Genomic DNA, 25,394 nt, shown 5'->3' on the forward strand with positions numbered 1-25,394 from the left:
CGTCGTCTTGCCGATAACGATTTTCGGCACATCGTCACGTTTTCTGTCCTGAAAAGCAAGGCTTGGCACAAAAGCCGTTTTAAGATGCCAAAGCTGCCAAGATGCGTTCTTGGCAGCTTCCCACATCAAAACAGATAGCCTGTCCCGACCCCTTGATGTGAATCGCCTTGTCGCATGACTCCATGATGAATTCGAAGTCATGCGTGATGACCAGAACAGCCTTTCCCTTCGATGCAAGCGCCCTAAGGCGAGCGGCGACCTTACGCATGCTTCGATAATCCAATCCGCTAGTCGGCTCATCCAATATTATGACGGGAGCATCGATAAGTTCGGCGACAGCGATGGTCAACCGCTGCTTCTGGCCTCCCGAAAGCGCCATTGGATGAACGTCTTTGAAGCTCAAGAGCCCGTAATCATCTAGAATCGCACGCAGGTCATCTTCCGGCAAGCGGGGTGCGTTCATCCGCAGCTCATCCCAAACGCTGTCACCGAATAGCTGGCAATCGGTGTTCTGCATGACGAAGTATGCCGCCCGCCGCCGCGATTTCCGGGACATAGGGACGTCGCGAATGAAGATGCTTCCTCCCTTCTCTTTCAGAAGGCCGCAGACAAGCTTCGCAAGCGTCGTCTTTCCGATGCCGTTTCGTCCGACGATTGCCGTAATGCAGCCGGATCTCGCTTCAAAATCAAGACCCTCGAATATGACGCGGGATGCCGCCGAATAACGAAGACCCCGTATCGCGAGACCTGATCCCGTCGTCGTAAAGAAACGAGCGCCGGCGCGAAGCCTATCCAAGCGAGGCGATCTGATGCCGAGCTCAGCGCGACGATTCTCAGCAAGTGCCATCAACTCGGAAGAGGTATAGGTCGCGACTATAGATCCACCGTCCATGTAGATGAATCGGTCGACGACGCCTATGAGGTAATGGATCCGATGTTCGGCCACCACAATGGTGCAACCCTGATTTTTGAGCCTTGCCATCAGGCATGACAATGCTTCGACAGATGCCATGTCAAGATTCGATGACGGCTCGTCGAACACGTAGACGGAAGGCTTCACCGCATTCACCGACGCAATGGCGAGTTTCTGCTTCTCGCCATTCGACATCGGGTGTATCGAACGCCCCTTCAAAGTCTCGGCCTTCACGAAAGCGAGCGCCGCATCGACTCGCGCATCAAGGAGCTCGTGCGCAACCCCATAGTTTTCCATGCCGAACGCAACCTCGTCTTCAGTCAGGCTCGCGAAGAATTGGCTGCGAGGATCTTGGAACACGGATCCGACCACACGTCCGATCTCGCTCAACCGAGCTGTACGCACGTCAAGGGACCCTACCTGGACGCATCCTGCAAGGGATCCCCCATAGTATGCCTCCGCGAGACCGTTTACGACACGCGTCACCGAAGTCTTCCCGCAACCTGAGGGACCCACGATAGCCACCGCTTCGCCAGACGAAATAGAAAAAGAGACATCCGTCAGGACAGGGGTATGCGAAGCGGGATACGAAAGATATATCCCATCGAGCCGTATCGCCGCAGAATCGCTCATGCAAGAAATCCTTTATCGAAAACGACGCATGAGAATGCAATCGCCATGGAAATGATCGAAAGCGCCGCGTCATGACAGCCGAACCTGATGGCACGTCGGCAGGTATGTTCCCCCGGCGACGAGATGCCCCTGCTTTCCGCCGAAGCGGCGAGCTCTTCTGCAATCCTGGATGATCTGAGCATTACAGGCGTTACCACATGCTCGAACGTTCTGAGAGGATGACGAAACGAAAGCAGTCTTCTCATTCCAAGAGCCTCGAATACATCTCTGAACTCACCTTCCACTGCTGGAAGAAAGCGCAGCATGAACGTCAGTGGGAGCGCCGCCATATCGGGCACGCGCATTTTCTTGCAAACTGCGACGACCTCGCCAGGCGGCATGCCCAAGAGGGGCTCGGCGGCCATAAGCATGATCGTCGTTCTCACGAGAATGAATAGAAACATCTCAGGAAGAAGGAAGGTAAGACCGTTCCCATTTGAGACGACCCTCATCATGCCGAGCACCAACGCAATGAGCGCATAGATGAGCGCATGGCGGCCCAGACCTTGAATCGCCAGGTACAGGACGAGAAACACCATAAGGGCATAGAGGGTGATGTCGCTCGTCAACAAAGCGACGAGCGACATCACCAGAACCGCGACGACAAGCTTCGCACGAAAGTCGAAGTGAACGTCTGCCTTCGGGATCATCTACCTGACCGATCCCATCTTCTTGAAATGCTTGACAACGATCCTGTTGCTGATGACGCAACCGAGCACCGCAAGCACGACCGTCACGGCAAGGCTGACGCACACCCAGAAGGGATCGGTGTAGAACTGCGTCTGAACCTGAATCTGGGCATCGCTGACGCCCGTGGCCAGGAAGGCGTCGTGGAAGAACCAGATCTCAGACATGCCATGCATGGCGCGAACGAGGGCGCATATCACCCAAGAGATAGCAATCCTCTTGATACTCCGGTACGAGCTGGCGCCAATCATGGACAGCTCGGCGATGATTCCTCCGCCGATAAACCACGGCACCATGAACGGCCCCATCATGAGGCCAGCGACAATCGCCCACATCAGGTTATACACGAATGCCGGACCATGCGTGCCGACCTTCATGCACATATACACGTAGAATGGAGATAGAATCAATGCCGCGCCGGCAGCATTGAAGATCATCGAGTAGAACAGCGAAGCGCCCGTAAGAATAGAGTATGCCATGAACACGACGAACATAATGGCGCAGAATATACCTATCGTCGCGAAGTCCCTCACCGAAAGGCGGACGCCTCTTACCGGCTCCGCCGTTTCCGCCGGCATCGTTTCCGTTTCCTTATCTGGCATGACGATCCTTTCTCCCTTGCCGCTTCGAGGAGCATGCCTCCTCAAAGAGAAGCCATGAGCGAACCCTCCTCTTGTGTTAGTCGATGCTAACTTTCGCCATGAATCCATTGACGTGCATGCGCCCTCATCTGTAATTTGAAATATGAATAATGGAATTTGAAATAAATTCTTACAGAAAAGGACTCTTCGGATGGAACTCGATAATGCCCTTAACCGCTTCACGCACGAAGAGCGCTCGATCTTTGCCGAGCAGCTGCGCCAACTGAAGGCCGAACCATATCCCATAGCCTACGGCCTGCTGACAAGAATAGACACGGAGGACTCCCTGGGATGGTTCTGGGCAGGAAACAGCGAAGAAGGATGCCTGGTAACCATGAAGAGGCTTCTCCAGAAGCGCGATATGGAGCTGATCGAACGGCCGTCGAGCCGGTACTGGTGCCTATCCCTTCTGACGAGCATAAGCGCCGAAACATTCCTCAAGACGCCTGAGGGACGCGCCGAGAGAGTTCCCGTCGACGACTTGAAAGAACCTTTATCTCCCGAGCTGAAGCAACACCTGCTGGCCTACGAGATGGCCCCCGGCATGCATGCGTATCAGCTGAAGGAAGGCAACTCCTATCAGTCATGCAGCATCAACCTGCTCCCGACATTCCTCGAGAGGATAGGACGGGATCTTCTAACATCGCCCAGCGACCTGAAGAAGGCCCTGCGGCACACACGCTCGCTCGATCGCGCGCTTGAACTCCGTAAGACGCTCGGATCCTTTTCAATCGGAAGAATGGAACTGCCGGGCGCCCGGTTGTACCTGTCAGGAAAGGTGCGCCAAGCCATGGCCGATACCATCGATTTCCATCTATCGGACAGAAGACAGGAAGGTTCCCTGACCGACCTTGAGATATCGAACCGCGTCAAGATATGCATCGCCGACGACGTCGCACGACCGCCTTCGCTCGACGACCTCGCAGCAGCGTTGCTCGTCAGCAAAACGAAACTATGCCAGGCATTCATGCGGGCAAACGGCATGACCATAGGATCTTATCTCGCCCGCGCGAGATTAACACGAGCCCAAGACCTGCTCATACAGTCGGATAAGACCATCGCCGAGGTGGCTGCGGATGTCGGCTTCAAGCATCAGAGCAATTTCAGCCTTATGTTCAAGCGCCTCACAGGGCAGAGCCCGAGCGAATGGAAAGCGTCGAAGCGAGACGCCGCACTATGAACGAGCCTTCGCCGAAACACGCGGCGAAGGCTCTGCGAGCAAGTCGGTTCATGCCTGAAGTGCGCTACTTCTCGATATCGTAGGGCCAGCTCGAGATTCCGCCGAAGTCGACAACGTTCGTGTAGCCGAGCGACGCCAGCGTCTTGGCCGCCTGCTTGCTGCGGTTGCCGCTGCGGCAATAGACGAGGATCAGCTGGTCTTTGTCCGTAAGAACGCTTTCCGCCTTGCTGGCGACGTCGTTCAGGGGAAGCAGGGTCGCACCAGGCACATGCCCTTCGGCGTATTCGCCCTCCGTGCGCACGTCCAGGATGACGTAATCCTGTTCGGAATCCATCAGCTCTTTTGCTTCTTGAGCTGTAACCTGGCGAAACCCTGAATCGTTTCCTGCGGTGCCACCGCTCAAGAAACCTGAACAACCAACAAGCGCCGCTCCTGCGACCAGCAGGACGGCAAGGACTATCAACGTATGATTCATCGTGCACCTCCTGCCCCGCAGGATACCAGGAAATGCCATGCGATCGGTATCATTCGCGCAAACGGCCGGGGCGGCTCAGCGAAGCGCCTTCCGCCGCCTGCGGCTTCGGGAACGGAACCGCAGGCCCTATGCTGAGCGCATCCGTCGGACAGACGTCGATGCACCGTCCGCACAGCATGCAATCCCCCGCACTTACATGATCGGCGCCTTCGTCCAGAACGCCGTCGAGGATCTCGGGGTCGCAGAGGCACACGGCGCGGCACGCGTCGCAGTGCACGCAGCGCTCAGCATCCATCTTGACGCTGACCAGACCGAACGTGCCGATCGCTTCGTAGAAGCCACCCAGGGGGCAGAGCGCCCGGCACCATACGCGCTCGGCCCAGAAGAGCTCGGCCACCACAATGGCGGCCATGGTGAAGCCGCCCGCCAACGATCCGAAGAGCATGCCCCTGTTCAGAAACGCGATCGGGCTGAACATCTCGAATACCAGCATGCCGGTGATCGCGCAGATAACCAACACCACGATGGAGACGATCATTTTCGTGCGCCGGGGAAGCGCATGGACGGCGACCGAAAGCCCCAGCTTGCGACGTAGCCAATCGACACCTTCGAGCGCCAGGTTGGCTGGGCAGATCCACCCGCAGAACGCACGCCCCCGCACAAGCCCGTACACAAGCAGGGGCGGCACGGCGGCAAGCACCGCCCCGGCCGTGATGCTCGCGCTCGCCGCCAGAACCTCTAGCAGGGCATACGGATCGAGCACGTTCACGCCGACGACCGACGAGGAGGCAAGCGACCCGAAGAACGGCAGGTCCGAAGGAACGACCGAAAGCTCTTCCTTGCCGCTGACGAGCCCGAACAGGCCCGTTCCCGATACGATCACGGGCGCGCAGAAGAGCTCCAGCACCGCGATCTGCACGATGCGGCGCGCTATGCCGATTCTTCCCTTGACGTTCTTTCCAGGCCGTGCAGTCATTCCCTCTGCCTTCTCCCCTCTTTTTCCGCAGGTGAAGCCGGTCGGCTACTCGGCGGGCGACCGATCGCCCGACACGCGCGAAGGGTTCACCGTCGGATCGTCCTCGAAATTGAAATACACGAGTCCGACGCCGTACACCCCTTCGATGTCCATGAAGGTCGCCGCGATGTCATGGGATTCGACGGAGGTCTCGGCCTCGATGGTGACGACGATCTTGCCTTCCTCGCATCCGTGGACCTCGACTCCGGGGATGGCCGCCAAGGCCTCGGCCGCCGTAGATGCCTTATCGGCGACGGCATTCACTACCAAGCTGGAAATAACCATGTCTCTTCCTCATGACGTACTCGCGTTCGACCGGCATGCGCGCCTGCATCGCACGCACGCGCCACAGCTCTTCCGCTTCGCAGGTCGCGCGCCCTGCGAAAGGACGTGCTACCATGCGGCGAAAGCGCGGTGCCGCCTATCCTACCGGATGGCAGATGATGCATTGATCGCGCTCAGGATCGATCTTCATGCTGGAGATATCGCCCGCAGCGTAATGGTCTTCGGGCAGAGCCGGAGCAGCCTCGACCTTCCGTGCGCCGTTCTCGTCGACGCCGTGGCAGCCGTAGCACCCTTCGGAACCTTTCGACTCCCAGATGCCCTGATGGTCTTCAGCCGGCTGCAGAGGCGGAGCCTTGAGGGCGGCATCGTCTTGAGCGGCCGGTCCTCCCGATCCGCATGACACGAGCATGAACCCGCTCAGCGCGGCCGAGCAGAGGGCCGTCGCGACCAGCATCGCCAATGCGGCGGTTTTCTTCGTCTTCATGTGCGCCCCCCCCTTACGCCTTTTCGATCCGAACGCAGGTCTTCTTGAAGTCGGGCTCCTTGGACAGCGGGCAGTAGATATCCTCCACCGCAAGGTTGATGAGCCTCTTCTCGTCGAAGAACGCCGCGAACGTCATGCCGGGATCGGGATCGACGCGGCCGCTCGTGGAGACGTTGATCTCGAAGGTGCCGTACGTGGAGGTGACGCGCACCGTGTCGCCGTCCTTGATGCCCAGATCGGCGCAGTCCTGCTTGTTCATGTAGAGCAGCGACTCGGGCAGCGCGCGCTTGAGCTCGGGCACGCGCATCGTCATGGAACCGGTATGCCAGTGCTCGAGCAGGCGGCCGGTGCTGAACCAGAAGGGATAGTCTTCGCTCGGCTCCTGCGCGGGCGGCTCGTACGGACGGAACACCACGGAGGGCTTCAGGTCTTTGGCCTTGTAGAAGCACACGTCGTTGGCCAGGCCGGTCTTGCCGTACTTCTCGACGCCGTAGGGATCGAAGCCTTCTTCCTGGGAACCGTTGGCGAAACGCCACTTCGTCGGCAGCCACTTCCCATCGACTTCGCGCACAGGCCAGGTCAGGCCATGCGCGGAGCGATACTCCTCGTAGGGAGCCAGCTGCTTGGCCTCCATCTTGAGCTTGGCTTCGAAGGTTCCGTCGGCATCCATGTTGATGGCCTGGGCGCGCTCGTTGAGCTCGGGATTGCTGAACGTGCGGTACTCTTCCCAGATAAGGCCGTTGATCTCCTTCTCGTCATCCGAGATGAAATCGCCCTTTTCCTTATCGAACACGAATCCGAACAGACGGTTGAAGGCGTCTTCGCCGTCGATGGTCTCTCCCTCGAGCACGCGCATGGCGACCTGGAGGAGGATCCACAGGTCCCATTTCGCCTCTCCCGGAGGATCGACCGCCTTCTCGAAGATGGTGGTGCGGCGCTCGCCGTTGCCGAACTGGCCTTCACGCTCGACCCAGAGAGCCGCAGGAAGCACGACGTCGGCATAGCGGGTCGAATTGGTGGGATACACCTCGTCGACCACGATGAACGTGCTGTAGATGCCCTGGTACGCAGGGTCGACGCCGAGCACGCGCGTCAGGTTGGGCGCCGAGACGGCCCAGTTGTTGTGGGCAGTCCACATGAAGTCGATGTTGCCCTTGCTCATCTCGCGGAACATCTTGGTGGTGTGGAACCCGGGCTTGGAGATGGGATCCAGGTACCCTTCCGGAAGGTTCCATATCGCCTCGGTGAAGCGGCGATGCTGCGGGTTGGCGACGACGAGGTCGGCCGGCAGGCGATGGCAGAACGTGCCCACCTCGCGCGCGGTGCCGCAGGCGGAAGGCTGTCCGGTCAGGCTGAAGGGGCCGTTGCCGGGCTTGGCGATCTTGCCGACGAGCAGGTGGATGTTATAGATGCAGTGGTTCATCCATGTGCCGCGGTTATGCTGGTTCACGCCCATGGTCCACAGGCTCATGACCTTCTTGGAGGGATCGGCGAACACATCGGCCAGCTCGCGGATGTCGTCGACCGGCACACCCGAAAGCTCCGAGGCGTATTCCAAGGTGTAGGGTTCCAGCCGAGCGGCGAAGTCTTCGAAGCCGATGCTTTCCACCGCATCGACCTTGGAGCCGACCTCGCTCTTGTCGTAGCCGTCGTCGAAGGCGTCTCCCAGATTCTCCGTGCCCTGTTTGAACTGCAGATGGTCCTCTACGAAGGCGTGGTCGTACAGGTCGTTCTGGATCAGGTAGTTGCAGATGGCATTCGCCACGGCGATGTCGCTGCCCGGCCTGAAGATGAGCACCTTGTCGGCTGATTCCGAGGTGCGGGTGCGATAGCAGGTCAGATCGTAATGTTTGACGCCTTCGCCCGAAAGCTTGTGCGCGGTCAGGCGCGAATACAGGACGGGATGCGCCTCTGCCATGTTCGCACCCCAGGTCACGAACACGTCTGCATTCTCGAGGTCGTCATAGCTGCCCGCAGGCTCGTCGGTCTGGAACACGTTCATGAAGCCGACGACGGCGCTCGCCATGCATAGGCGCGCGTTCGGATCGATGTTGTTGGAAAGCAGGCCCGCCTTCCAGAACTTCGCCGTCAGATAGCCCTCGGCGATGGGCTGCTGGCCGCTTCCCCAGAACGCGATGCGGCTGACATCGTTCTTGTAGGCCGTCTTCAGCTTGTCCGCAACCAGGTCGAGCGCTTCTTCCCAAGTGGCTTCGCGCAGGCCCTCGTCCGTGCCCTTGGTGTACGGGTCGTCGCGGATGAGCGGCACCGTCAGGCGGTCCTCGCCGTAGAGCACATTGCTCAGATAGTAGCCCTTCACGCAGTTGAGGCCGCGCGAGCTCCCATTATCGGGATCGCCCGTGACCGACACGAGCCTGCCGTTCTTGGCTTCGCAGATCACGCCGCAGCCGGTGCCGCAGAAGCGGCAGACGCCCGAGGTGAAGGTGGATTCCCCGCTTCCGGAAGCGCCTTCTCCCCCAGAAGGCGCGCACCCGGCGAGCGTCGCCGTGCCCATGCCGGCAGCGGCCATCGCGAGCGATACGGCCGTGGCTTTCACGAATTGTCGTCTCGAGACTTCCATTCATTCCTCCCTTTCCGGTAGTCCCCTCGTTCTTTCGTTCCCCTCGTTCTTTTATTCCCTTGCTCTTTTGCCTCTTCCCTCCGTCTTCTTGCCCTCCTTCTTCGTCCGTCTCTTCCATCCGCCGTGCACCTTCGTCAGCGCTGCACGACACCGAGAAGAGCTCCATGCGCTTATTCGGAAAACGCCTTGGTGGCCGCCGCTGTGCCTGACGCGGCCGACCATGCGGCAGGATCTTCGTCCGAGGCGTAGCCGTGTTCGACGTTGTAGACGTCCCAATAGCCCTCGGCATCGGCCTTGTCGCGCACGATCGCGATGGCTGGTTCGTCCGTCACGCAGCGCTCGACGCACCATCCGCACCCGGTGCAGACCTCCGGGTCTATGACCGGCGCGAATACGGAATGACGATCGTCACCTTCGCGCATGCGGTAGTCGATCGCGATCGCCCGGTCGAGCAGCGGACAGGCGCGGTAGCAGACCTCGCATCGCATGCCCTTGTAGGAAAGGCACGTCCTCTCGTTGATGACGGCGATCCCCATGCGGATGTCCTCGCGCTCTTCGCAGTCGCGCAGGGCGCCGGTCGGACATGCCTTCACGCAGGGAAGGTCTTCGCACATGCGACAGGCCTTTTCCCGCACGGAAATGCATGGGGTGCCCGAAGACGGGTCGAGAGGGTCCTTGACCATGCGGATCGATTCATAGGGGCAGGCTTCGAGGCATTTTCCGCAGCGCACGCAACGGGCGAGGAAGTCGCTATCGTCCTTCGCCCCCGGAGGTCTGATGAACGTTTGCGGCTCGCGCATCGCATACATGACGGCTTGAAAGCCGATGATGCCCCCTGCAATCGCCTTCGCGAATGCACTCAGACCCACGTCGATCCCCCCTGCAATGCATATACCGACAATGTTGTCGGCGCCCCTCTTGAGGTTCGAATGCCGAAGAGCATCGGCATCCCTCCGCCCGGCCGTATGGCGGTCCCCCGATGTTCTAGAGTACCATGAATCGTACGGCGAATGCGAAGAATCTTCTTCCGAGACTCGATTGTTTCCGCAGTTCAAATACCTATTGAACTTGTTGGTATATCGCGAGCACGCGCACATTCGACGAGACGGGGAAAGGACCGGGCGGTGCGCTGCCCAACATTGCGAACTCGTTGCGTCTTTTCGTCATCAAGCCGTACAATAAAGCAGGATGCACCATCCCCCATAGCGTGAAAAGCCACATGGGAAGGACGTGGTTCCCGTGAAAAGAAGCTATATCGAGGAGAGCTTCGATGAGATGGCGCGCGAGGCAAGCGCCGACCGGGCAGATGCCCTCGTTCGAAAGATGCAAGAACGCTTGAGCGTCCTGAGACGAGAGAATGCCGACGCGTCGAAGGAGAGGATGAGACACCTCGAATCGCAGATTCTTCCCAGCATCGCCGCATACGAGACGCTGCAGGACGTGATGCCGAAGGAAGAGGCGTTCCTCGCCATCCACGCATGTGTCGAGTCGAATGCGTGGAAGAAACGCAAGGGTTTCGAGAGACTCATGCACGTCCCCGGCATGTATCGTCTGATGCCTTGGGTGTTCGCCAAGGGAACACGTGCATCGTTCAACGAGGCGGCGGGATTCGAGGCGGACGAGATCCAGATCGGCGATGGGGTCTGGCGCATCGATATGGCAAAATGCCCCTACTACGACGTCTGCGGGGCATATGGGTGCCCCGAGCTATGCGGCTGCTTCTGCGACAGCGACGATATCTGCTATGCAGACCTTCATCCCAAACTCATCTGGCATAGAACGAAGACCCTGGGGCGCGGCGACGATTGCTGCGACTTCAGCCTCCGGATAGAAGGACGGTAACGCTCGATGCGCGCCATATATAAGACTCGGCCTCATCGCCTGCAGCTCTGTCTTCGTAAAGCGCACATCCACCGGTGAGCTTCGAGGCGACAAACCACGAAGCTCACCTTATACGATGCCGCAAACAGACAGTCCTTATCGTCCCATCGATGTTGCGAGCTTGCTGCCGCAGATGTATCCAGAAGTTATAGCATTACCCATGCCATAACCGAAACCGACATAGGTGTCGTTGTAAAGATTGCCGCCTGCTTCGTTGCCCACGGCGTACAGACCCCTAATAGGCAAACGATCACCGTCAAGCACCTGATAATCCGCATCGGTAAGCAATCCGCCCCATGAACAGAGGTTGTTCTCCTCGGCAATGACAGCATAGTACGGACCGCTTCCTAAAGCGTTCAAGTATTTCTGCGCTTTGCCGAACTGAGCGTCAATACCGGAAGCGCATGCCTCATCGTACTGCGCGAGCTGGCCGGCGAAAACGTCTACATCCATTCTGGCCGACTGGGCAAGCTCTTCTGGCGTATCTCCCTTGTATCCGTCCCCGTTTGCTACCATCCGATCGAACACGTCGGTTATGCCCTTCCAAGGCGTATCCAAAGCATATTCGGGTCTGTACTCTGGAGGCAGTCCCGGAGTATAGTCCACGCCAAGCTCCGCGAGACCACCCTTCTCAAGCGCATCCATAATGCCTCGGGAAACAATCACATAGTGGAATGATCCCTGGTATGCACTCGAATTTGCCGAAGGAACCGCATTCAGAACAAGAGACTCGTTGCGAAAACGTCTCCCTGTCGAGCCCACATTCAAAAGATTGGCGACATAGGTCAGAATCATGGGGTACTTTGCAGGGAACGCATCGAATTCCGATACGAGCTTGCTCGTGGCTCGCGCAAGAGTCTGATGAAGCATCTGGCCTCCGAAATTCTGCGGCTTCTGCGCGCCGACGGCCCATGCCATCTCCAAACCCTCTCCGATGTTCTGCGGCAGTCCTGCGAATACGCCCTTGAAGCCAAAAGCGTTCTTGACCATGGGAGCATTGGCGCCGTATCCGCCTGTTGCGATAACGACAGCTCGCGCATTCACCTGGATTCCCTCATCCGACCCATCAACTGCAACCACGCCGATAACTGCACCGGACGAATCGATAACCAGGTGTTTTGCGGCTGTACCGGTTATGACCTCGCCGTTCTGTTCGACACTATCGCGTAGCATCTCCCTGAACAAAGGCTCGCGCGTATCGTAGTCGGGAAGCGCGGTAATATCGGACCCCATGCCCACATATTTGAAATCCCAGCCGTTCTCCCTCATCCAATCGACCGCTTCGCCCGAAGTGTTGACAAGTTGGCGAACAGCCGACGCATCAACCCTCCAATGGCAGTCTGCAACCCACGCCTCGATGATCGGGTCAGTATCTGTAACGACCCCCGCCTCTTGAGCGTACGAGCTGTTATAGGCCGACGGAGCCCATGAGTCCAAGCTCGCACCGCCAATTGTGTCGGTTTTCTCGATAAGCACGACGCTCAAACCTTCCTGGGCGGCGCGCACGGCGGCGTTGATGCCGGAGCATCCGGCCCCGATGACCGCCACGTCGCATTCCACGGTCTTGGACACGTCCACCGATTCGTCTGTATTCCCCGGCAACGTTGATGCGATATCGACGTTGAGAGACTGCTTCCAATCGGCTTCGTCTGCAGCCGATCGACTTTCCGATCCCACTTCAGAGGCACATCCCGTGATCCCAAAAGCTGCAAGGGCGCCAATGGCAGAGCCACCCGTTAAGAAGCTTCGACGCGAAATTCCCTTATCCATACACTCCTCCTTTGTTCCGAGATTCTTGCCCTGGATAACCTGTCGCGATGCTCGGCATAGCGATCATTTCTCCGCATCCATATGCGGTTCTGGTGGAAGACCCTACTCTTCGCGAACGTGTCCGAGTAGACCCCGGCAGGGGGTATTTCAAAGCATGAAAGCGGTAGACTTGAAAATGCGGCCTAAACCTTTCCTTGAAAGGCATCCATGCCGATGCGTGAAAGTGAAATGAAGAGACACTGCAGCGAACATGGGAGCAAGGACGGACACGCGGAAGGAAGCAAGGAGAAAGTTCGTGAAATCCGGAACTAGCAAGATGTTCTTGACGATGCTCGTAGGATTCGGACTCCTATGCTATGCAAACGTTGTTTGCTTCTTCCCTCACGCACTCATGCCCGATGCTCCAGAATGGGCTTACCGTACGTTCAATGCAGGCGCTGCCTGGGCATCGCTCGTAACATCGATAATCTACGGCGCCTCAATCCTGCGCCTACGAAGCCGATTCATTCCGCTATCCGCTCTAACCGGATATGCGCTCGCGCTCATAGGAATCCTGCTTTCGACCACGGTAGGTTATAACGAGTCCGATGCCTCGCTTCTCGCAGCGGGAATGTCATGCGGAGCGGGACTTTCGCTCGCAATGTTCTTCTGGTTCGGCTTACTTACTTGCTTGACCGAACACAGAGCTGCTCTTACCCAAGGATGGCAGGCCCTCATCGGTGAGCTTGCATTCATCATTCTATGGTCCATTCTGAGTGATCGCATGGCTATAACAGCAACAGGCTCCGTGGTCGTGTCGGGAACATTAGGCGTTTTCGCCTGGAGACTTGCAACGAAAGACCTGGCAGACAACGAGTCTTACCTTGGCGACGTATTCAAGCCCCATCCATGGCTGACAGATAACCGTGTCACCCTGCCCCAATCCCTAGCCTTCCCTTTCGCCGGACTTGTGCTTGTCTCCTTGGCCTACGGAGTCGTCGAGGCTATGGCGATGACGCAAGACGGTCCTGCGTTCGGCTTCTATGCATCTGCGATAGGAGCACCGATTGGAGCTGTCATCTTCCTTTTCTGGCAGCAATTCGGCCGCAAAAGAAGCTACGACCTTGCTGTCAAGGTCGTGTTCGCCGTACTTGCCGTCGCACTGCTCATTCTTCCCTTCGTTGGAGTGACCCTGATCCTTTCTCTCTCATTTCAGCTTAGCGGATTGCTCTTATACTCACTCGTCATCGATGAACTTGGCAGCTCCCGACGTCGTGCTATCACGGTAATCGCATGGAGTTTCGGAGCATCACGCATTCTATTCCTGTTCGGATTGCATTTGCCATCCGCCTTCGGCGTCGAGTCATATCACATGCTCCTTCACTCCACATCGCTGATTCTTATCTTGACCTATGCGATGTTCGGAACCTTTTACCTGATAGACAGCCGCCAACGCAGCAGTCAGCTACGAACCGCGAAGGAACGCCTTCGTATGAAGGAAGAGCAGGAACGACGACAAGCCCAATCCGCCGTCAAGGTCTCGGAAGAAGGGTATATGCAGGCATGCCGCATGCTTGGATGCACATGCAATCTGACCAAACGTGAAACAGAAGTGCTCGAACTTCTGGCTCGCGGGCGCAATACCGCCTATGTCTGCGAAACGCTGTTCCTTACGCGTAACACGGTAAAGGGCTATGTGAAATCCATCTATGTCAAAGCAGGCGTCCACTCAAGGCAAGAATTAATAGACAGGATCGAAGATGCATGCCATGACGTTAAGCAGGGCAGGCAAGATGGATGAAAAAACCCGCTCCTAACCTCTCATCTTCGCCGCCTCCCAAGATAGTCTTCCCGCCATAAAGAAGCCTCCCATTTCTCATTGTCTAAGAAATGGGAGGCTGTTTAAATCGTCCGGGCCTCTTCGCATGACGCGTCTCCGTCAGGCGCCCGCAGCGGCGTCAGGCCCCTGCGGGCCGCGCCGGGCTATTCAGCCCTGCGCCCGCGGAAGGCGAAGCCGAGCAGGCCCAGGGAGAGCAGGCCCGCGAGGCCGGCCCCGAGCGCCATGGCGCCCGTGCCGTCGCCCGTCTTGGGCATGGCCTTCCTGCCGCCGCCGGGGGCGGGGGCCTCGGGCCTCCCGTCCTTGGTGTTGGTGACGGTGAAGCCCTTGGAGGCGTCGCCGGTCACCTCGGAGGAGTAGCCCTCCACGGCGTCCTCGGCCACGGCGTAGGCGATCCGCTTGCCGCCCTCGAAGGCGGGAAGCCCGTCGAAGGAGCCCTTCCAGTTATTGCCTTCGTTCAGCTTGAGCTCCTTGCCCGCGTCCTTGCCGTCGGCGAGCAGGCGCACGGTGACCTCGCCGCCCTCGCCGCCGACCCATTTCTTCTCGACCGGGACCGACACGGTCTCGGGCTCATGGGCGTTGGTCAGCGTGTAGCCCGCCTTGGCGTCGCCCGCCACCGAGGCCTCGTAGCCCTTGGGGACCGAGACCTCCTTGACGGTGTAGGCGACGTCCTTGCCGGCCTCCTTCATGAACAGGCCGGTCCAGGTGTGGGTCCAGCCGTTGGCCTCGGAGAGCTCCACCGGATCGCCCAGGGGCTTGCCGTCCGCGTAGAGCTGGGCCTTCACGCTCGCGGGGCGCATCCCGTCCCGGTCGTTCGCGTCGGCCCACGCCTTGGTCACGGTGACCGAGGTCCTGCCGGGCGTGTAGGAGTTGACGATATCCGTGCCGTTCACCTCGGTGGCGTAGTTCGGGACCGCCTCCTCGGTCACGGCGTAGGCGTACTCGTGGCCGTCCGCGGCGTACTTGGGAAGGCCGGTGAAGGCGTAGGCCCACGCGCCGGAGGCGTCGGGCGTCACGGTCCTGGAGTCGGCCTTCGCGCCGTCGCGCATCAGGTTCACCGTGATCGAGGCGGGGCGGACCCCGTCGCGGTCGCTATCGTCGTCCCAGGACTTGGTCCCGGAGACGTCCACGGTCTCCTTGTTCGTGTTCGTGATGGTGAAGCCGGAGGCCGCGTCGCCGGCCACGGCGGTGCCGTACTTGGAGCTATCGACGCCTGCGACCTCGGCCTCGGTCACCGTGTAGGCGATCTCGCGGCCGTGGTCGTACTTGGGCAGACCCGAGAACGCGCCCGACCAGTTGTTATCGGCGTCGAGCTTGAACTCCTTGCCCGTGTCCTTGCCGTCGGCGAACAGGCGGACGGTGACCTCGGAGCCTTTAGGCCCGACCCATTTCTTCTCGACCGGGACGTCGACGGTCGCGGGCGTATGCGTGTTCGTGACCGTGTAGCCCGCCGTCGCGTCGCCGGCCACGGCGACGTCGTAGCCGCTCGGCACGCCGGCCTCCTTGACGGTATAGGCGATGGCCTTGCCGGCCTCCTTCAGGTTCAGGCCGGTCCAGGTGTGGGTCCATCCGTTGGCCTCGGAGAGCTCCACCGGATCGCCCAAGGGCTTGCCGTTCGCGTAGAGCTGGGCCTTGATCGATGCCGGGCGCAGGCCGTCCTGGTCGTTGGCGTCGGCCCACGCCTTGGTCACGGTGACCGAGGTCTTGCCGGGCGTGTAGGAGTTGGTTATGTCGGTGCCGTTCACCTCGGTCTCGTAGTTCGGGACCGCCTCCTCGGTCACGGTGTAGGCGTACTCGTGGCCGTCGGCGGGATCGTACTTGGGAAGGCCCGTGAAGGCGTAGGCCCACATGCCCGAGGCGTCGGGCGTCACCGTCTTGGAGTCGGCCTTCGCGCCGTCCCTCATCAGGTTCACCGTGATCGAGGCGGGGCGCACGCCGTCGCGGTCGTCGTCGTCTTCCCAGGACTTCGTGCCGGAGACGTCCACGGTCTCGGTGTTCGTGTTGGTGATGGTGAAGCCGGAGGCCGCGTCGCCCGTAACGGCGCCGTCGTAGTTCGGCACCGGGTCTTCCTTCACGGTGTAGGCGATCTCGTCGGCCGTGCCGGCCTTGTACTTGCGCAGGTCGTCGAAGGTGCCCTTCCAGCCGTTGCCGGCGTTGAGCTTGAGCTCCTTGCCGGTGTCCGCGCCGTCGGCGAGCAGGTGCGCGGTGACCTCGCCGCCCTCGGGGCCGACCCACTTCTTGGTCACGCCGACGTCGATCTTGATGGGTTTGTCGGTAATGGTCTTGAGCGCGCCGCCCGCAGGCGTGACCTCGAGCGTGTACTCCTCGTCGTTGAGCTCGTATCCGTCGGGAGGCGTCTTCTCCTTGACCTTGTAGGTGCCCTGCGTGAGGACGCCCGAGGTCACGGTGCCGTCGGCGCCCGTGGTGAGCTCGAAGGTCGATCCGTCGGGCGCGGTCACCGTGAACACGGCGTTCTTGAGCACGACCGCGTTGTCGTCGGCGTCGACCTTGGTCAGCTTGATCTTGCTCGCCAGGTCGCCGCCGGCGGTGCCGCCGGAGTTGGCGGACTGGTAGCTATAAGAGGCCTCGCTATGAGACGACGACGCATCAAGGGTCGCTTTATTCTTGAGAACCGTGCCCGCATGGTACGTCGACTTGTAATACAAACGGTACTGCTTGCCGTTCACGTTCCCCAGATTGATGGTGAACGACCGGCCGTCGGGGGCTATCTGCAGCTTGTCTGTCAGATCGATTGTTTGAATCTCTTGAGCGATACCCCCGTATTCGTTGAACTCGACCTCGAGAAGCTTGAAGCTGTCCGCGATATAGCGCTCGTCACCGTTGCCGCCGGACAGGCTGTCGGAAATCACCGCATTGGGAAGATTGGCCTTCTTATGGTTGATGCGGACGTTCCATTCGGCCTGATCTTCATGACCAGGTACGGGCTTGCCCCATTTGGCCAGAGGCTCGTCCTGAAGCGGCTTGCTCCCCTCGACAATCACGCTACCGCTGAACGCCTGAGAATTCACCGTAATGGTGAAGATATTTTCCGCGTCTTTTATTATCTTCGTTTCATCGAACTGAGCGGCCAGATACATCGTGCCCTTGACGTTGTACTTGTTCTCCGCCGCCTTGGTGAAGGTGACGTGCACCGTGCCGCCAACATCGCCCGGCCCGGGAGTGACGTGGGCCTTCGCAATGACGTTCCCATCGGCGTCTTCCAAATCGAAATCTTGCGCGGTCGTGCCGGCTGGGAACTTCATGTTATCCGGAAGGGTGATGTCGAAGTAGTCGCCTTCGTGGATGTTCGTCCCGGCGGCGCTGGCGTCCCAATCCATCGCGAGATAGAACCTATCGCTCTGATAGATTGAGTGCACTTCTTCTTTATTAATATTCAGAATCTGGAACTTGGTGATGGTGACGTTCACAGGAACGCCCCCGTCGGCGAAAGCCGCCTGCAACGCACCTCCCGAAATGCAGATCCCGAGCGCCAGAATGACGCTCATCAGGTAGCGTATCGTCTTCTTCATGCCTTCCCTTCCTTGAATGGTCGTATCCTGCGCATGGCGCGCCTCCGTGCGGCCATGACCCTTGTGAAATACCCTGCAAATCCCGTTTCCCGCCAAGAAAACGAATAAGCCCTTCGGGCCGCGCAGGGAGGCGGCCCGAAGGACGGAACCCCGTCCGATGCGGTGGAAGCGGGGCGGATCTCCGCCGGCTCGCATCATGTCGGGGTCAGCTTCCGCATGCATTCCCTGCGCACCGTATGCATCACGCAGAGGAAGAGGAACGACGCGAAAGAACCCCTTCCGGCATGCCAGGGGCAATAGCATTGCCAGAGATGGAGGGGGAGCAAAGGAATGAGGGCGCAGAAAAGGCCCTTGAGAAATATCGGAATGTGCGCAAAAAATCGAAGGGCATGGGAACAACCGCTGCACGCAGCGAGGCAGTGAGCTCTAAAAGCGGAGAACCCCCCCCCATGCCTCCTCCTTCGCTATACAAAACGGCAGCCAGCCGCAACCTTTACGAGAGTTGCAGCTGGCTGCCATATGAAAGGCCCTGTAGCTTTGCGTCGCCGCCTTTCGACGGGTTTGCCGAGTAATTGCGGATACTATACGCTATTCATGCTGTACGTACAACGTTTTCATTAAAAGTATGCTTGAACGTACATTGGACTCGGCAAGCGGTCGATACGGGTATACGATACTAAAATCCAGGTAGATTACGTCTTTATCGTACATGTACCATCTTATCGCGAGCAGTATGGAATGAATGCGACTCGATATGAATTCTCTCAGTATCAACCTACTTCCCTTATATGTATGTTTATTTATATCATATAGGAACGAAAGCGAGGTTCGCCACTTTAAGCTGACGAACCTCGCGTATGGATGATTAGGTGAATCGACGCGATCGAGCTACGCTACGCTGAAAGTCGCAGTCGCGATCTTCTCCTTGGAGAAGGAAAACAGCTCTGCAACCTCTACCTCGACATCGGAATCGCTCTTGAGGGAATAGGCCACTTGATAGGTCGTACCGGCTCCGGGCCTCACGTCTGCCATATGTCCGTCGTTATCAAGGTCGTTCACGAATGCTGTTTCCAGCTGGACGCCGTCCTGGAAGGCTTTTTCGCTCAGCGCGACCATGGCACTCGTGGTGTCGTCGGAATTATTCGTCCAAGAATACGTTACGACGATGGCCTTATCGCCGTTGTAGTCGGTCGTCACCATCGCGTTATCGATCGATACCTGATACTTGGACGAGGTCTTGTCAGCAGCTGCAACAGCATCCGACGAAGCGCTGGTTTCATCCGTGCTGGAAGCGCTGTTCGCCTCGGACATCGAATTGTCCAAGGCCTTGTCTATGGCGGCGGAATAAACCTGCTGAGAAATAAGCACAAGGACGATGGAAACGATCGTAAGGACGATAGCCGCTATCGCGATTCCCTTTCCGCCCTTAGTCCCCTTGCGAATGCCTATAAGTCCCACCACGCCGAGCACGAGGCCGATGAGCGCAAGAATGAACGATCCGTTATTGATGATGGGAATGAGAGAGGTCACGATGGCGAGTATTCCCAAGACGAGACCTGCGATGGCAAGGCCCGAGGTTGGCTTCTTTTCGATATTCACGTTCAAATCCGACATGATTCTTTCCCTTTCTCCCTATCTGCAAGCTTAAGAGAGCCATTCCTCTACCCTGCGTCTCTCAAGCGATAACGGGCAGAGGATATCGGATGACCCCCCCCCCGCAACCCTTCTGATGAAATGCATGCTCGTTTGGGTCGAAAAACGGGATAAACGTGAGTCTTTCCATCTCTTAATCGGAGAACGCTCTTTTTCCAAAAGCTCGAAACCGAGAAATCCTTGCATCAAAAAAGCCGCTCCGAAGAGCGGCTTTTGCGTTCGATGGCGGGATGTACGAGACTTGAACTCGCGACCTCCGACGTGACAGGCCGGCGCTCTAACCAACTGAGCTAACACCCCATCTGCGTGCTTCTCTCAAAGCAGCTTGGATATAGTATCTTGAATCATTCGGACGCACAAGGATTTTTTCGAAAAAAGATGCCGGGGCGCGGATTCGCGACACAACCTCTTCGAAGCCGCTTCCGCAACGAACCGCATCGTTCGTCGCTCGTCTCACCGCCATCGCGAACCCATGTCGCGCAAACCCGTTCGCACGTCCTGGAAGATGCATGAACGGAGGCATCCATCAGGCTGTCCTCTATACTGTAAGACGCATCGTCCGCCCATTGAAAGGAAGGCGTTATGACCTGGAGGCTGTATGACGCGCTGATCGAAGGGATTCCCGGCGACGTGCTCGCGAAGGATTACTGCCTCGGCATCGGCTGGTCCTACGTGGAGGCGGAAAGCGGCTGCGGGGTGTCCTACACATGCCGAGGCGGCGCGCGCAACAGCGAGGAACGCGACTTCCGGGGGTTGCCGCTACGCGAGATGGCCGAGCTTGCGAAGTCATGGAGCTTCGAAGAGGCCACGCTCGGCACAGCCGCCCTGAACGCCTGGTACGGGCAGCGCAGGCTGCTGGACCCCTTGGGCGCGGAATACGAGGAGCGCGAGGAGCTTCCCGACGGAAGCATCCGCAAGATGGACGCCTTCGAGCTCGTGCGCCCGCGCATAGAGGCGAAAGGCGATGCGCACGTCGTCGTCATCGGACACTTCCCCCACGTCGATCGCATCGCCGAATACGCGAGGTTGACCGTGCTGGAGCGCAACTGCCGAAGCGAGCTTGATACGCCCGATCCGGCCTGCGAATACGTGCTGCCCGAGGCGGACTTCGTCTTCATGACCGGGGTGACCTTCGAGAACAAGACCGCGCCCCGTCTGCTTGAACTGGCGCGCAACGCCTACGTGACCCTGGTCGGCCCGTCGGTCGTCATGTCGCCGATGCTCTTCGAGCACGGCGTGAACATGCTGGCCGGCAGCGTCGTCGGAGACGTGGAGCGGGTGCGTCGCGCCGTGAAGTCGGGCGGCACGATACGCTTCGGAAGCGCGCTTCTCATGACGCGGCTCTGCCGCGAATGACGGCTTAAGCCTCGTCCTCCGCCAACAGGTCGACGAACTCGAACGTGGTGCAATCCACAAGCCCGCGATCGGTCAGGCGCAGATCGGGAATGCAGGCAAGTGGAATAAGCCCCATGGTCATGAACGGGCTCGTCATCGTGCACCCGATCGCCTCCCACGCATCTTCGAGCGCATGGACGAGCTCGCCCATCTCCTCGACCGGACGTGCGTTCATGAGTCCCGCCACCGGCAGCGGCACGTGCCCGAGCACTTTCCCGTCGCGCACGACCGCCATGCCGCCCTGGGATGCGATCAGCGTATTGGCCGCAAGCGCCATGTCGGCATCGTTCGTTCCGACGACCAGCAGGTTATGCGCATCATGGGCGACCGTGGACGCCATGGCCCCGCCCTTGATGCCGAAGCCCTTCACGAAACCGACGCCGAACTTGCCCGTCTCGTGATGGCGCTCGAACACGAAGGTCTTGAGCACGTCCTGAGAAACATCCGATTCAAGCCTTCCCTCGCGCACGGGGATGGTCGCGCGCCGTTCGAAGTCGGGAACCGTGCCCGATGCCACCTCGATGACGCGGATCGTCGCCTCGGTCGCATTCTCAGCGAGCCCATCGGGCGAAACGATGAACGAGTCCTCGTCGATCGTGCGCCCCACATGCACCGAATGCGTGGCCCAGTCGGGATAGACGAACGGCTCGGGATCGAAGAGCGCGCGCCCTTCCTCGGCGACCACATCGCCGTCGATCAGGACGCGTTGCACGTCGATGTCTCCGAGGCTTCCCAAAAGCACCAGGTCGGCGCATTTGCCCGGCGTGACGGATCCGAGGTCGTTATCCATGCGGAAGCACGTCGCCGTGTTGATGGTCGCCATCTGGATGGCCGTCACAGCGTCGATTCCTTCTTCGATGGCACGCCTGATCAGGTGGTCCACATGGCCCTGGGAAAGCAGCGTGTAGGGATGGTTGTCGTCGGATACCAGGCAGGCGAAGCGCGTGTCCACGGAGCGCTCGGTGATGGCGGGCGCCAGCTGGTGCAGATCGCGCCACGCGCTCCCCTCGCGGAAGAACGTCCACATACCGAGACGCATCTTCGCTATGGCATCTTCGGCGCGCGTCGATTCATGGCAGTTCGTGATGCCGGAGGCGATGTAGGCGTTAAGCCCGCGATCCGTTTCGGGCACCGCGTAGTGGCCCGTGGGCGTAAGCCCGGCCTTGAGCGTGGCGGCGACTTCCCCATGCGCGTTCTCGTCGCCCGCGAGGATGCCGACGAAGTTCATCATCTCGCCCATGCCCACGACGGAATCCCAGTCCATCGTCTCGGCCATCATCGCCGCGGTCATGTGCTCGGCGCCGGTGTCTTCGAACCCGGGAACCGCCGGCACGCACGAGGGCGTCGTGATCATGGTCTTAAGCGGCACGCGACGGGCGTCTTCGTCCATGAGCTTCACGCCGTCAAGGCCGAGAACGTTGCAGATCTCGTGCGGATCCATGTAGATGCCGACGGTGCCGTGCGGCACGACGGCGCGCGCATAATCGGTCACGCCCATCATGGACGACTCGACATGGATGTGCCCGTCGAGAAACCCCGGCGCGGCGAAGAGCCCATGCGCATCGATGACCTTCGTGCCCTTGCCGATGCAATGGGCGGCATCTGCGCCGATATACGCGAAGCGGCCCTCGGCGATCGCGATGTCGATGCCTTCCTGAAGCTCGGCCGTGCACACGTTGACGAGCGTCGCCCCGCGCACCACGACGTCGGCCGCGCGCCTGCCTTGGGCCACGTCGACGAGCGTGCGCGTGACCTCCCACAGAGGATGCATGCAGAATCGCTTGATCATCGGTTCCTCCTCACGGCCTGCCGTCGGCAGACGCATTCTCGGACTGGGCGACGCGCATGAGGGACGCCACGTGCAAGGGCTCGGAGGCCGATGCGCCGGCCGGCTCGCCCGCCGCATGGCTGACCGCATCGAGCATCGTCTGCACAAGCACGTCGGGACGCAGGCTTCCGCTTGGCTTCGACTCGAGCGTGAAGGTGAGAGCGCCGCCGTCCGCATGCATGCCGCCGACCAGGAAATCGGTCGGGATCAGGTGCCTTTCCTTCTTCTTGCGCACGACGATGATCTCTTCCGGCACCTTGAGCACGGATGCGTCCGCACCGTCCGCGAGCTCGACGCGATACGTGGAAAACGGATACGCGACGCTCGCCGCCTTCACCGTCTTATCTATATACCGCACATCGCACGGCATGAGGTCGGGCGCGCTCGCGGCCCGCAGGCGCGCAAGCGCTTCGGCAGGCGGGACGAATGCGGTCATCGTGACGTCGAAGATCTCGGCAAGCCCGCCGACGCCGACCGGCAGCGCCGAGCCGAATGCGAGCTTCATATGGGGAGAGAACCCTTGCGTGACCGCGAAGGGCAGGTCGGAGCGGCGCACGGTGCGCTCGATGGCACGCGCCGTCTCAAGATGGGAAAGCATGACGAGCCGCCCCGTCATCGCATAGGTCACGCGGATACGGAATTCGCCTTCCATCATGAGCGCACCTCGCAGATCTCGTTGCCGACGCCGTAATCCATGCAGATGCCGCAGGCCGAACAGGTATCGAACGTGCAGTCGGGCGTCGTGCGCTCCTGCGCCGCCAGCCTGCGCTCACGCTGGAAGAAACGCGTGCGGATGCCGGCCGACAGATGCGCCCAGGGAAGGACGCGGTCGGTGTCGAAATCGGTCTGGGCGACGGCGTCCATGTCGACGCCGCAGGCTTCGCAGGCCGCGCGCCAGGTTTCCAGAGAGAAGAACTCGGTCCAGGCATCGAACCTGGCGCCCATGCGCCAGGCGGTCTCCACGACGTCGGCGACCTCCCGTCCGCCGCGGCTCATCATGGCCTCGACGATCGACCCGTCGGGCTCGTGCCAGTGGATATCCACCGCCCGATACTTCACCGAGCGGCGCAGCAGTCCGATGCGGCGATAGGCTTCCTCGGGCGGAATCTGCCCGTCCCACTGGAACGGGGTCTGGGCCTTCGGAACGAACAGCGCGCAGGAGGCGCTCATGCGCACGCTGCCGCGCTGGTCCTCGGGCACCGATTTCTTCGCCACGTCGTAAGCGCGCTGCACGAGGCTCGCGATGCCCTTGATGTCGTCGTCGGTTTCGGTGGGAAGGCCGATCATGAAATAGAGCTTGCAGCGGCGCCAGCCGGCGGAAAACGCGGCGGAGATGGCTCCGAACAGGTCTTCCTCGGTGACGTTCTTATTGATGACGTCGCGCAGGCGCTGCGTGCCCGCCTCGGGGGCGAACGTCAGGCCGCCGCGCTTGCCGCCGGCGACGAGTTCGGCCATCTCCACGCCGAACGAATCGAGGCGTTGGCTCGGCACCGAGACCGAGATGCCCTTGCCTTCGAACGCGCGGTTCAGGCGCCGCAGGATCTCTTCGATCTGGCTGTGGTCGGTCGTGGAAAGCGACGTGAGGCTGACCTCGTCGTACCCCGTTTCAGCCAGACCGCGGATCGCGGCGGCGACGATGTTGTCGGCAGAGCGCTCGCGCACCGGGCGATACATCATACCCGCTTGGCAGAACCGGCAGCCGCGCGCGCATCCGCGCAGGACCTCGACGTTCAGGCGGTCGTGGATGAGCTCGGCATACGGTACGATGACCGGCTCGTACGCATCGGATTGCGCGAAGGCCTCCCATACGCGTTTCTCGACGACGGCGGGCACGTCCGCGAATCGCGGATGCGCCCATGAACCCGTGGCCTGCGCCTCCTCTTCGTCAACAATGTCGTAGAGCGAAGGCACATAGACCCCGCGCACGTGCGACATCGCGCGCAGGATGTCTTCGCGCGATGCCCCGGAGACACGCATGCCGCGGTCGAGGCAAAGCAGCTCGGGAAGGGATTCCTCGCCTTCGCCGATGAGCATGACGTCGAAGAAAGGGGCGTAGGGCTCGGCATTGAACGTGCAGGGGCCGCCCGCGACGATGAGCGGGAAACGGTACGGATGTCCTGCGGCAGCAGAGGCGGCTTCGGCGGCCGCCCGCGCATCGGCGCGCAGGGGGATGCCCGCAAGATCGAGGAATTCGAGCACATTCGTAGCCGCCAGCTCATGCGGGAGCGTGATGCCGACCGCCTGGAACTCGCCGATAGGCGCGCAGCTTTCGAGGGAGAACGCAGGCAGGTCCGCGTCGCGCATCGCGCGGCACATGTCGTCCGCCGGCAGGTACGCGCGTTCAGCCGCCATGCCCTCCACGGCGTTCACGCAGTTGCACAGAATGCGGATGGCCTGGTTCGCCTGCCCGAGCTCGTAGGTGTCGGGATACGTCATCACGAAGCGGTAGGATGCTTCAGGCTTGTAGGTGCATCCCCATTCATGGTTCAGATAGCGTGCGGGACGCTCGATGGCACGCCCGCTTTCGCGAAGCAGCCTCTCGACGCGAGGCCAAAGGTCTGTCATGCGCTCTGCTCTTTCGAATCGTGGTC

The 25,394-nt window shown here is 60.1% G+C and carries 19 protein-coding genes, 1 tRNA gene and 1 riboswitch; of the genes, 4 read left to right on the plus strand and 16 right to left on the minus strand.

The window, feature by feature from the left end; all coding sequences use genetic code 11:
* Nucleotides 1–79 precede the first annotated feature (79 nt).
* Genes HMPREF0762_RS02785 through HMPREF0762_RS02795 form a run of 3 tightly spaced genes read right to left on the minus strand, consistent with a single transcriptional unit; the run spans nt 80 to nt 2,874 of the window.
* Complete coding sequence (locus HMPREF0762_RS02785) at nt 80–1,546, minus strand: ABC transporter ATP-binding protein (RefSeq protein WP_006361881.1); 1,467 nt, start codon at nt 1,544–1,546, stop codon at nt 80–82.
* The gene (locus HMPREF0762_RS02790) at nt 1,543–2,235 is read right to left on the minus strand and encodes an energy-coupling factor transporter transmembrane component T family protein (protein ID WP_006361882.1); all 693 of its coding nucleotides are present in this window, start codon (nt 2,233–2,235) and stop codon (nt 1,543–1,545) included. Before HMPREF0762_RS02790 ends, HMPREF0762_RS02785 begins: the two co-directional genes overlap by 4 nt.
* Nucleotides 2,236–2,874, minus strand: a complete 639-nt coding sequence (locus HMPREF0762_RS02795) for an MptD family putative ECF transporter S component (protein ID WP_006361883.1) — start codon at nt 2,872–2,874, stop codon at nt 2,236–2,238.
* 190 nt (nt 2,875–3,064) lie between these two features.
* Here HMPREF0762_RS02795 and HMPREF0762_RS02800 point away from each other — a divergent pair, with 190 nt between their 5' ends.
* Nucleotides 3,065–4,093, plus strand: a complete 1,029-nt coding sequence (locus HMPREF0762_RS02800) for a helix-turn-helix transcriptional regulator (protein ID WP_006361884.1) — start codon at nt 3,065–3,067, stop codon at nt 4,091–4,093.
* A gap of 64 nt (nt 4,094–4,157) precedes the next feature.
* Here HMPREF0762_RS02800 and HMPREF0762_RS02805 read toward each other — a convergent pair whose 3' ends face one another.
* The 6 genes from HMPREF0762_RS02805 to HMPREF0762_RS02830 all read right to left on the minus strand — a co-directional run bounded on the left by HMPREF0762_RS02805 (nt 4,158) and on the right by HMPREF0762_RS02830 (nt 9,799).
* A complete protein-coding gene (locus HMPREF0762_RS02805) occupies nt 4,158–4,568 on the minus strand; it encodes a rhodanese-like domain-containing protein (RefSeq protein ID WP_040618861.1) in 411 nt (136 codons plus the stop codon).
* Nucleotides 4,569–4,617: 49 nt separating this feature from the next.
* The gene (locus HMPREF0762_RS02810; protein WP_006361886.1) at nt 4,618–5,544 is read right to left on the minus strand and encodes a 4Fe-4S binding protein; all 927 of its coding nucleotides are present in this window, start codon (nt 5,542–5,544) and stop codon (nt 4,618–4,620) included.
* A gap of 45 nt (nt 5,545–5,589) precedes the next feature.
* A complete protein-coding gene (locus HMPREF0762_RS02815; protein WP_006361887.1) occupies nt 5,590–5,868 on the minus strand; it encodes a chaperone NapD in 279 nt (92 codons plus the stop codon).
* 136 nt (nt 5,869–6,004) lie between these two features.
* Nucleotides 6,005–6,352: a hypothetical protein gene (locus tag HMPREF0762_RS02820; RefSeq protein WP_006361889.1), complete on the minus strand. Its 348-nt coding sequence runs from the start codon at nt 6,350–6,352 to the stop codon at nt 6,005–6,007.
* A gap of 13 nt (nt 6,353–6,365) precedes the next feature.
* A complete protein-coding gene (locus HMPREF0762_RS02825) occupies nt 6,366–8,930 on the minus strand; it encodes a molybdopterin-dependent oxidoreductase (protein ID WP_006361890.1) in 2,565 nt (854 codons plus the stop codon).
* Nucleotides 8,931–9,100: 170 nt separating this feature from the next.
* Entirely contained in the window at nt 9,101–9,799 is a 699-nt protein-coding gene (locus HMPREF0762_RS02830) for a 4Fe-4S dicluster domain-containing protein (protein WP_006361891.1), read from the minus strand.
* Between the two features lie 511 nt (nt 9,800–10,310).
* Between HMPREF0762_RS02830 and HMPREF0762_RS02835 the strand changes: the two genes are divergently transcribed.
* Nucleotides 10,311–10,772 (plus strand): L-2-amino-thiazoline-4-carboxylic acid hydrolase, encoded by a 462-nt coding sequence (locus HMPREF0762_RS02835; RefSeq protein ID WP_245935481.1) that lies wholly within the window; start codon nt 10,311–10,313, stop codon nt 10,770–10,772.
* A gap of 135 nt (nt 10,773–10,907) precedes the next feature.
* Here the strand turns inward: HMPREF0762_RS02835 and HMPREF0762_RS02840 are convergent, their stop codons facing one another.
* The gene (locus HMPREF0762_RS02840; RefSeq protein ID WP_006361893.1) at nt 10,908–12,581 is read right to left on the minus strand and encodes an FAD-dependent oxidoreductase; all 1,674 of its coding nucleotides are present in this window, start codon (nt 12,579–12,581) and stop codon (nt 10,908–10,910) included.
* Nucleotides 12,582–12,876: 295 nt separating this feature from the next.
* Between HMPREF0762_RS02840 and HMPREF0762_RS02845 the strand changes: the two genes are divergently transcribed.
* Nucleotides 12,877–14,361, plus strand: a complete 1,485-nt coding sequence (locus HMPREF0762_RS02845; RefSeq protein WP_160150962.1) for a helix-turn-helix transcriptional regulator — start codon at nt 12,877–12,879, stop codon at nt 14,359–14,361.
* Nucleotides 14,362–14,543: 182 nt separating this feature from the next.
* On the opposite strand, the gene HMPREF0762_RS08955 is transcribed toward HMPREF0762_RS02845, so the two are convergent.
* The 3 genes from HMPREF0762_RS08955 to HMPREF0762_RS02865 form a co-directional block, all read right to left on the minus strand.
* The gene (locus tag HMPREF0762_RS08955; RefSeq protein ID WP_115314200.1) at nt 14,544–17,927 is read right to left on the minus strand and encodes a Cna B-type domain-containing protein; all 3,384 of its coding nucleotides are present in this window, start codon (nt 17,925–17,927) and stop codon (nt 14,544–14,546) included.
* A 500-nt stretch (nt 17,928–18,427) separates the two neighbouring features.
* A riboswitch (cyclic di-GMP riboswitch) is annotated at nt 18,428–18,503 on the minus strand.
* A 312-nt stretch (nt 18,504–18,815) separates the two neighbouring features.
* Nucleotides 18,816–19,541: a DUF5067 domain-containing protein gene (locus tag HMPREF0762_RS02860; RefSeq protein WP_006361896.1), complete on the minus strand. Its 726-nt coding sequence runs from the start codon at nt 19,539–19,541 to the stop codon at nt 18,816–18,818.
* 262 nt (nt 19,542–19,803) lie between these two features.
* Nucleotides 19,804–19,880 (minus strand) — tRNA-Asp (locus HMPREF0762_RS02865).
* A gap of 282 nt (nt 19,881–20,162) precedes the next feature.
* Here HMPREF0762_RS02865 and HMPREF0762_RS02870 point away from each other — a divergent pair.
* A complete protein-coding gene (locus tag HMPREF0762_RS02870; protein WP_006361898.1) occupies nt 20,163–20,936 on the plus strand; it encodes a DUF364 domain-containing protein in 774 nt (257 codons plus the stop codon).
* A 4-nt stretch (nt 20,937–20,940) separates the two neighbouring features.
* Here the strand turns inward: HMPREF0762_RS02870 and ade are convergent, their stop codons facing one another.
* The 3 genes from ade to HMPREF0762_RS02885 are packed head-to-tail and all read right to left on the minus strand — an operon-like array spanning nt 20,941 to nt 25,368.
* Complete coding sequence (gene ade / locus HMPREF0762_RS02875; protein ID WP_040618867.1) at nt 20,941–22,764, minus strand: adenine deaminase; 1,824 nt, start codon at nt 22,762–22,764, stop codon at nt 20,941–20,943.
* A gap of 10 nt (nt 22,765–22,774) precedes the next feature.
* Nucleotides 22,775–23,458, minus strand: coding sequence for a TIGR03936 family radical SAM-associated protein (locus HMPREF0762_RS02880; RefSeq protein WP_006361900.1), 684 nt, complete (start codon nt 23,456–23,458; stop codon nt 22,775–22,777).
* On the minus strand, nt 23,455–25,368 hold the full coding sequence (locus HMPREF0762_RS02885; RefSeq protein ID WP_006361901.1) for a TIGR03960 family B12-binding radical SAM protein: 1,914 nt from the start codon (nt 25,366–25,368) through the stop codon (nt 23,455–23,457). Before HMPREF0762_RS02885 ends, HMPREF0762_RS02880 begins: the two co-directional genes overlap by 4 nt.
* Nucleotides 25,369–25,394: the final 26 nt, after the last annotated feature.

This window comes from Slackia exigua ATCC 700122, from assembly GCF_000162875.1.
Classification (GTDB): Bacteria; Actinomycetota; Coriobacteriia; order Coriobacteriales; family Eggerthellaceae; genus Slackia; species Slackia exigua.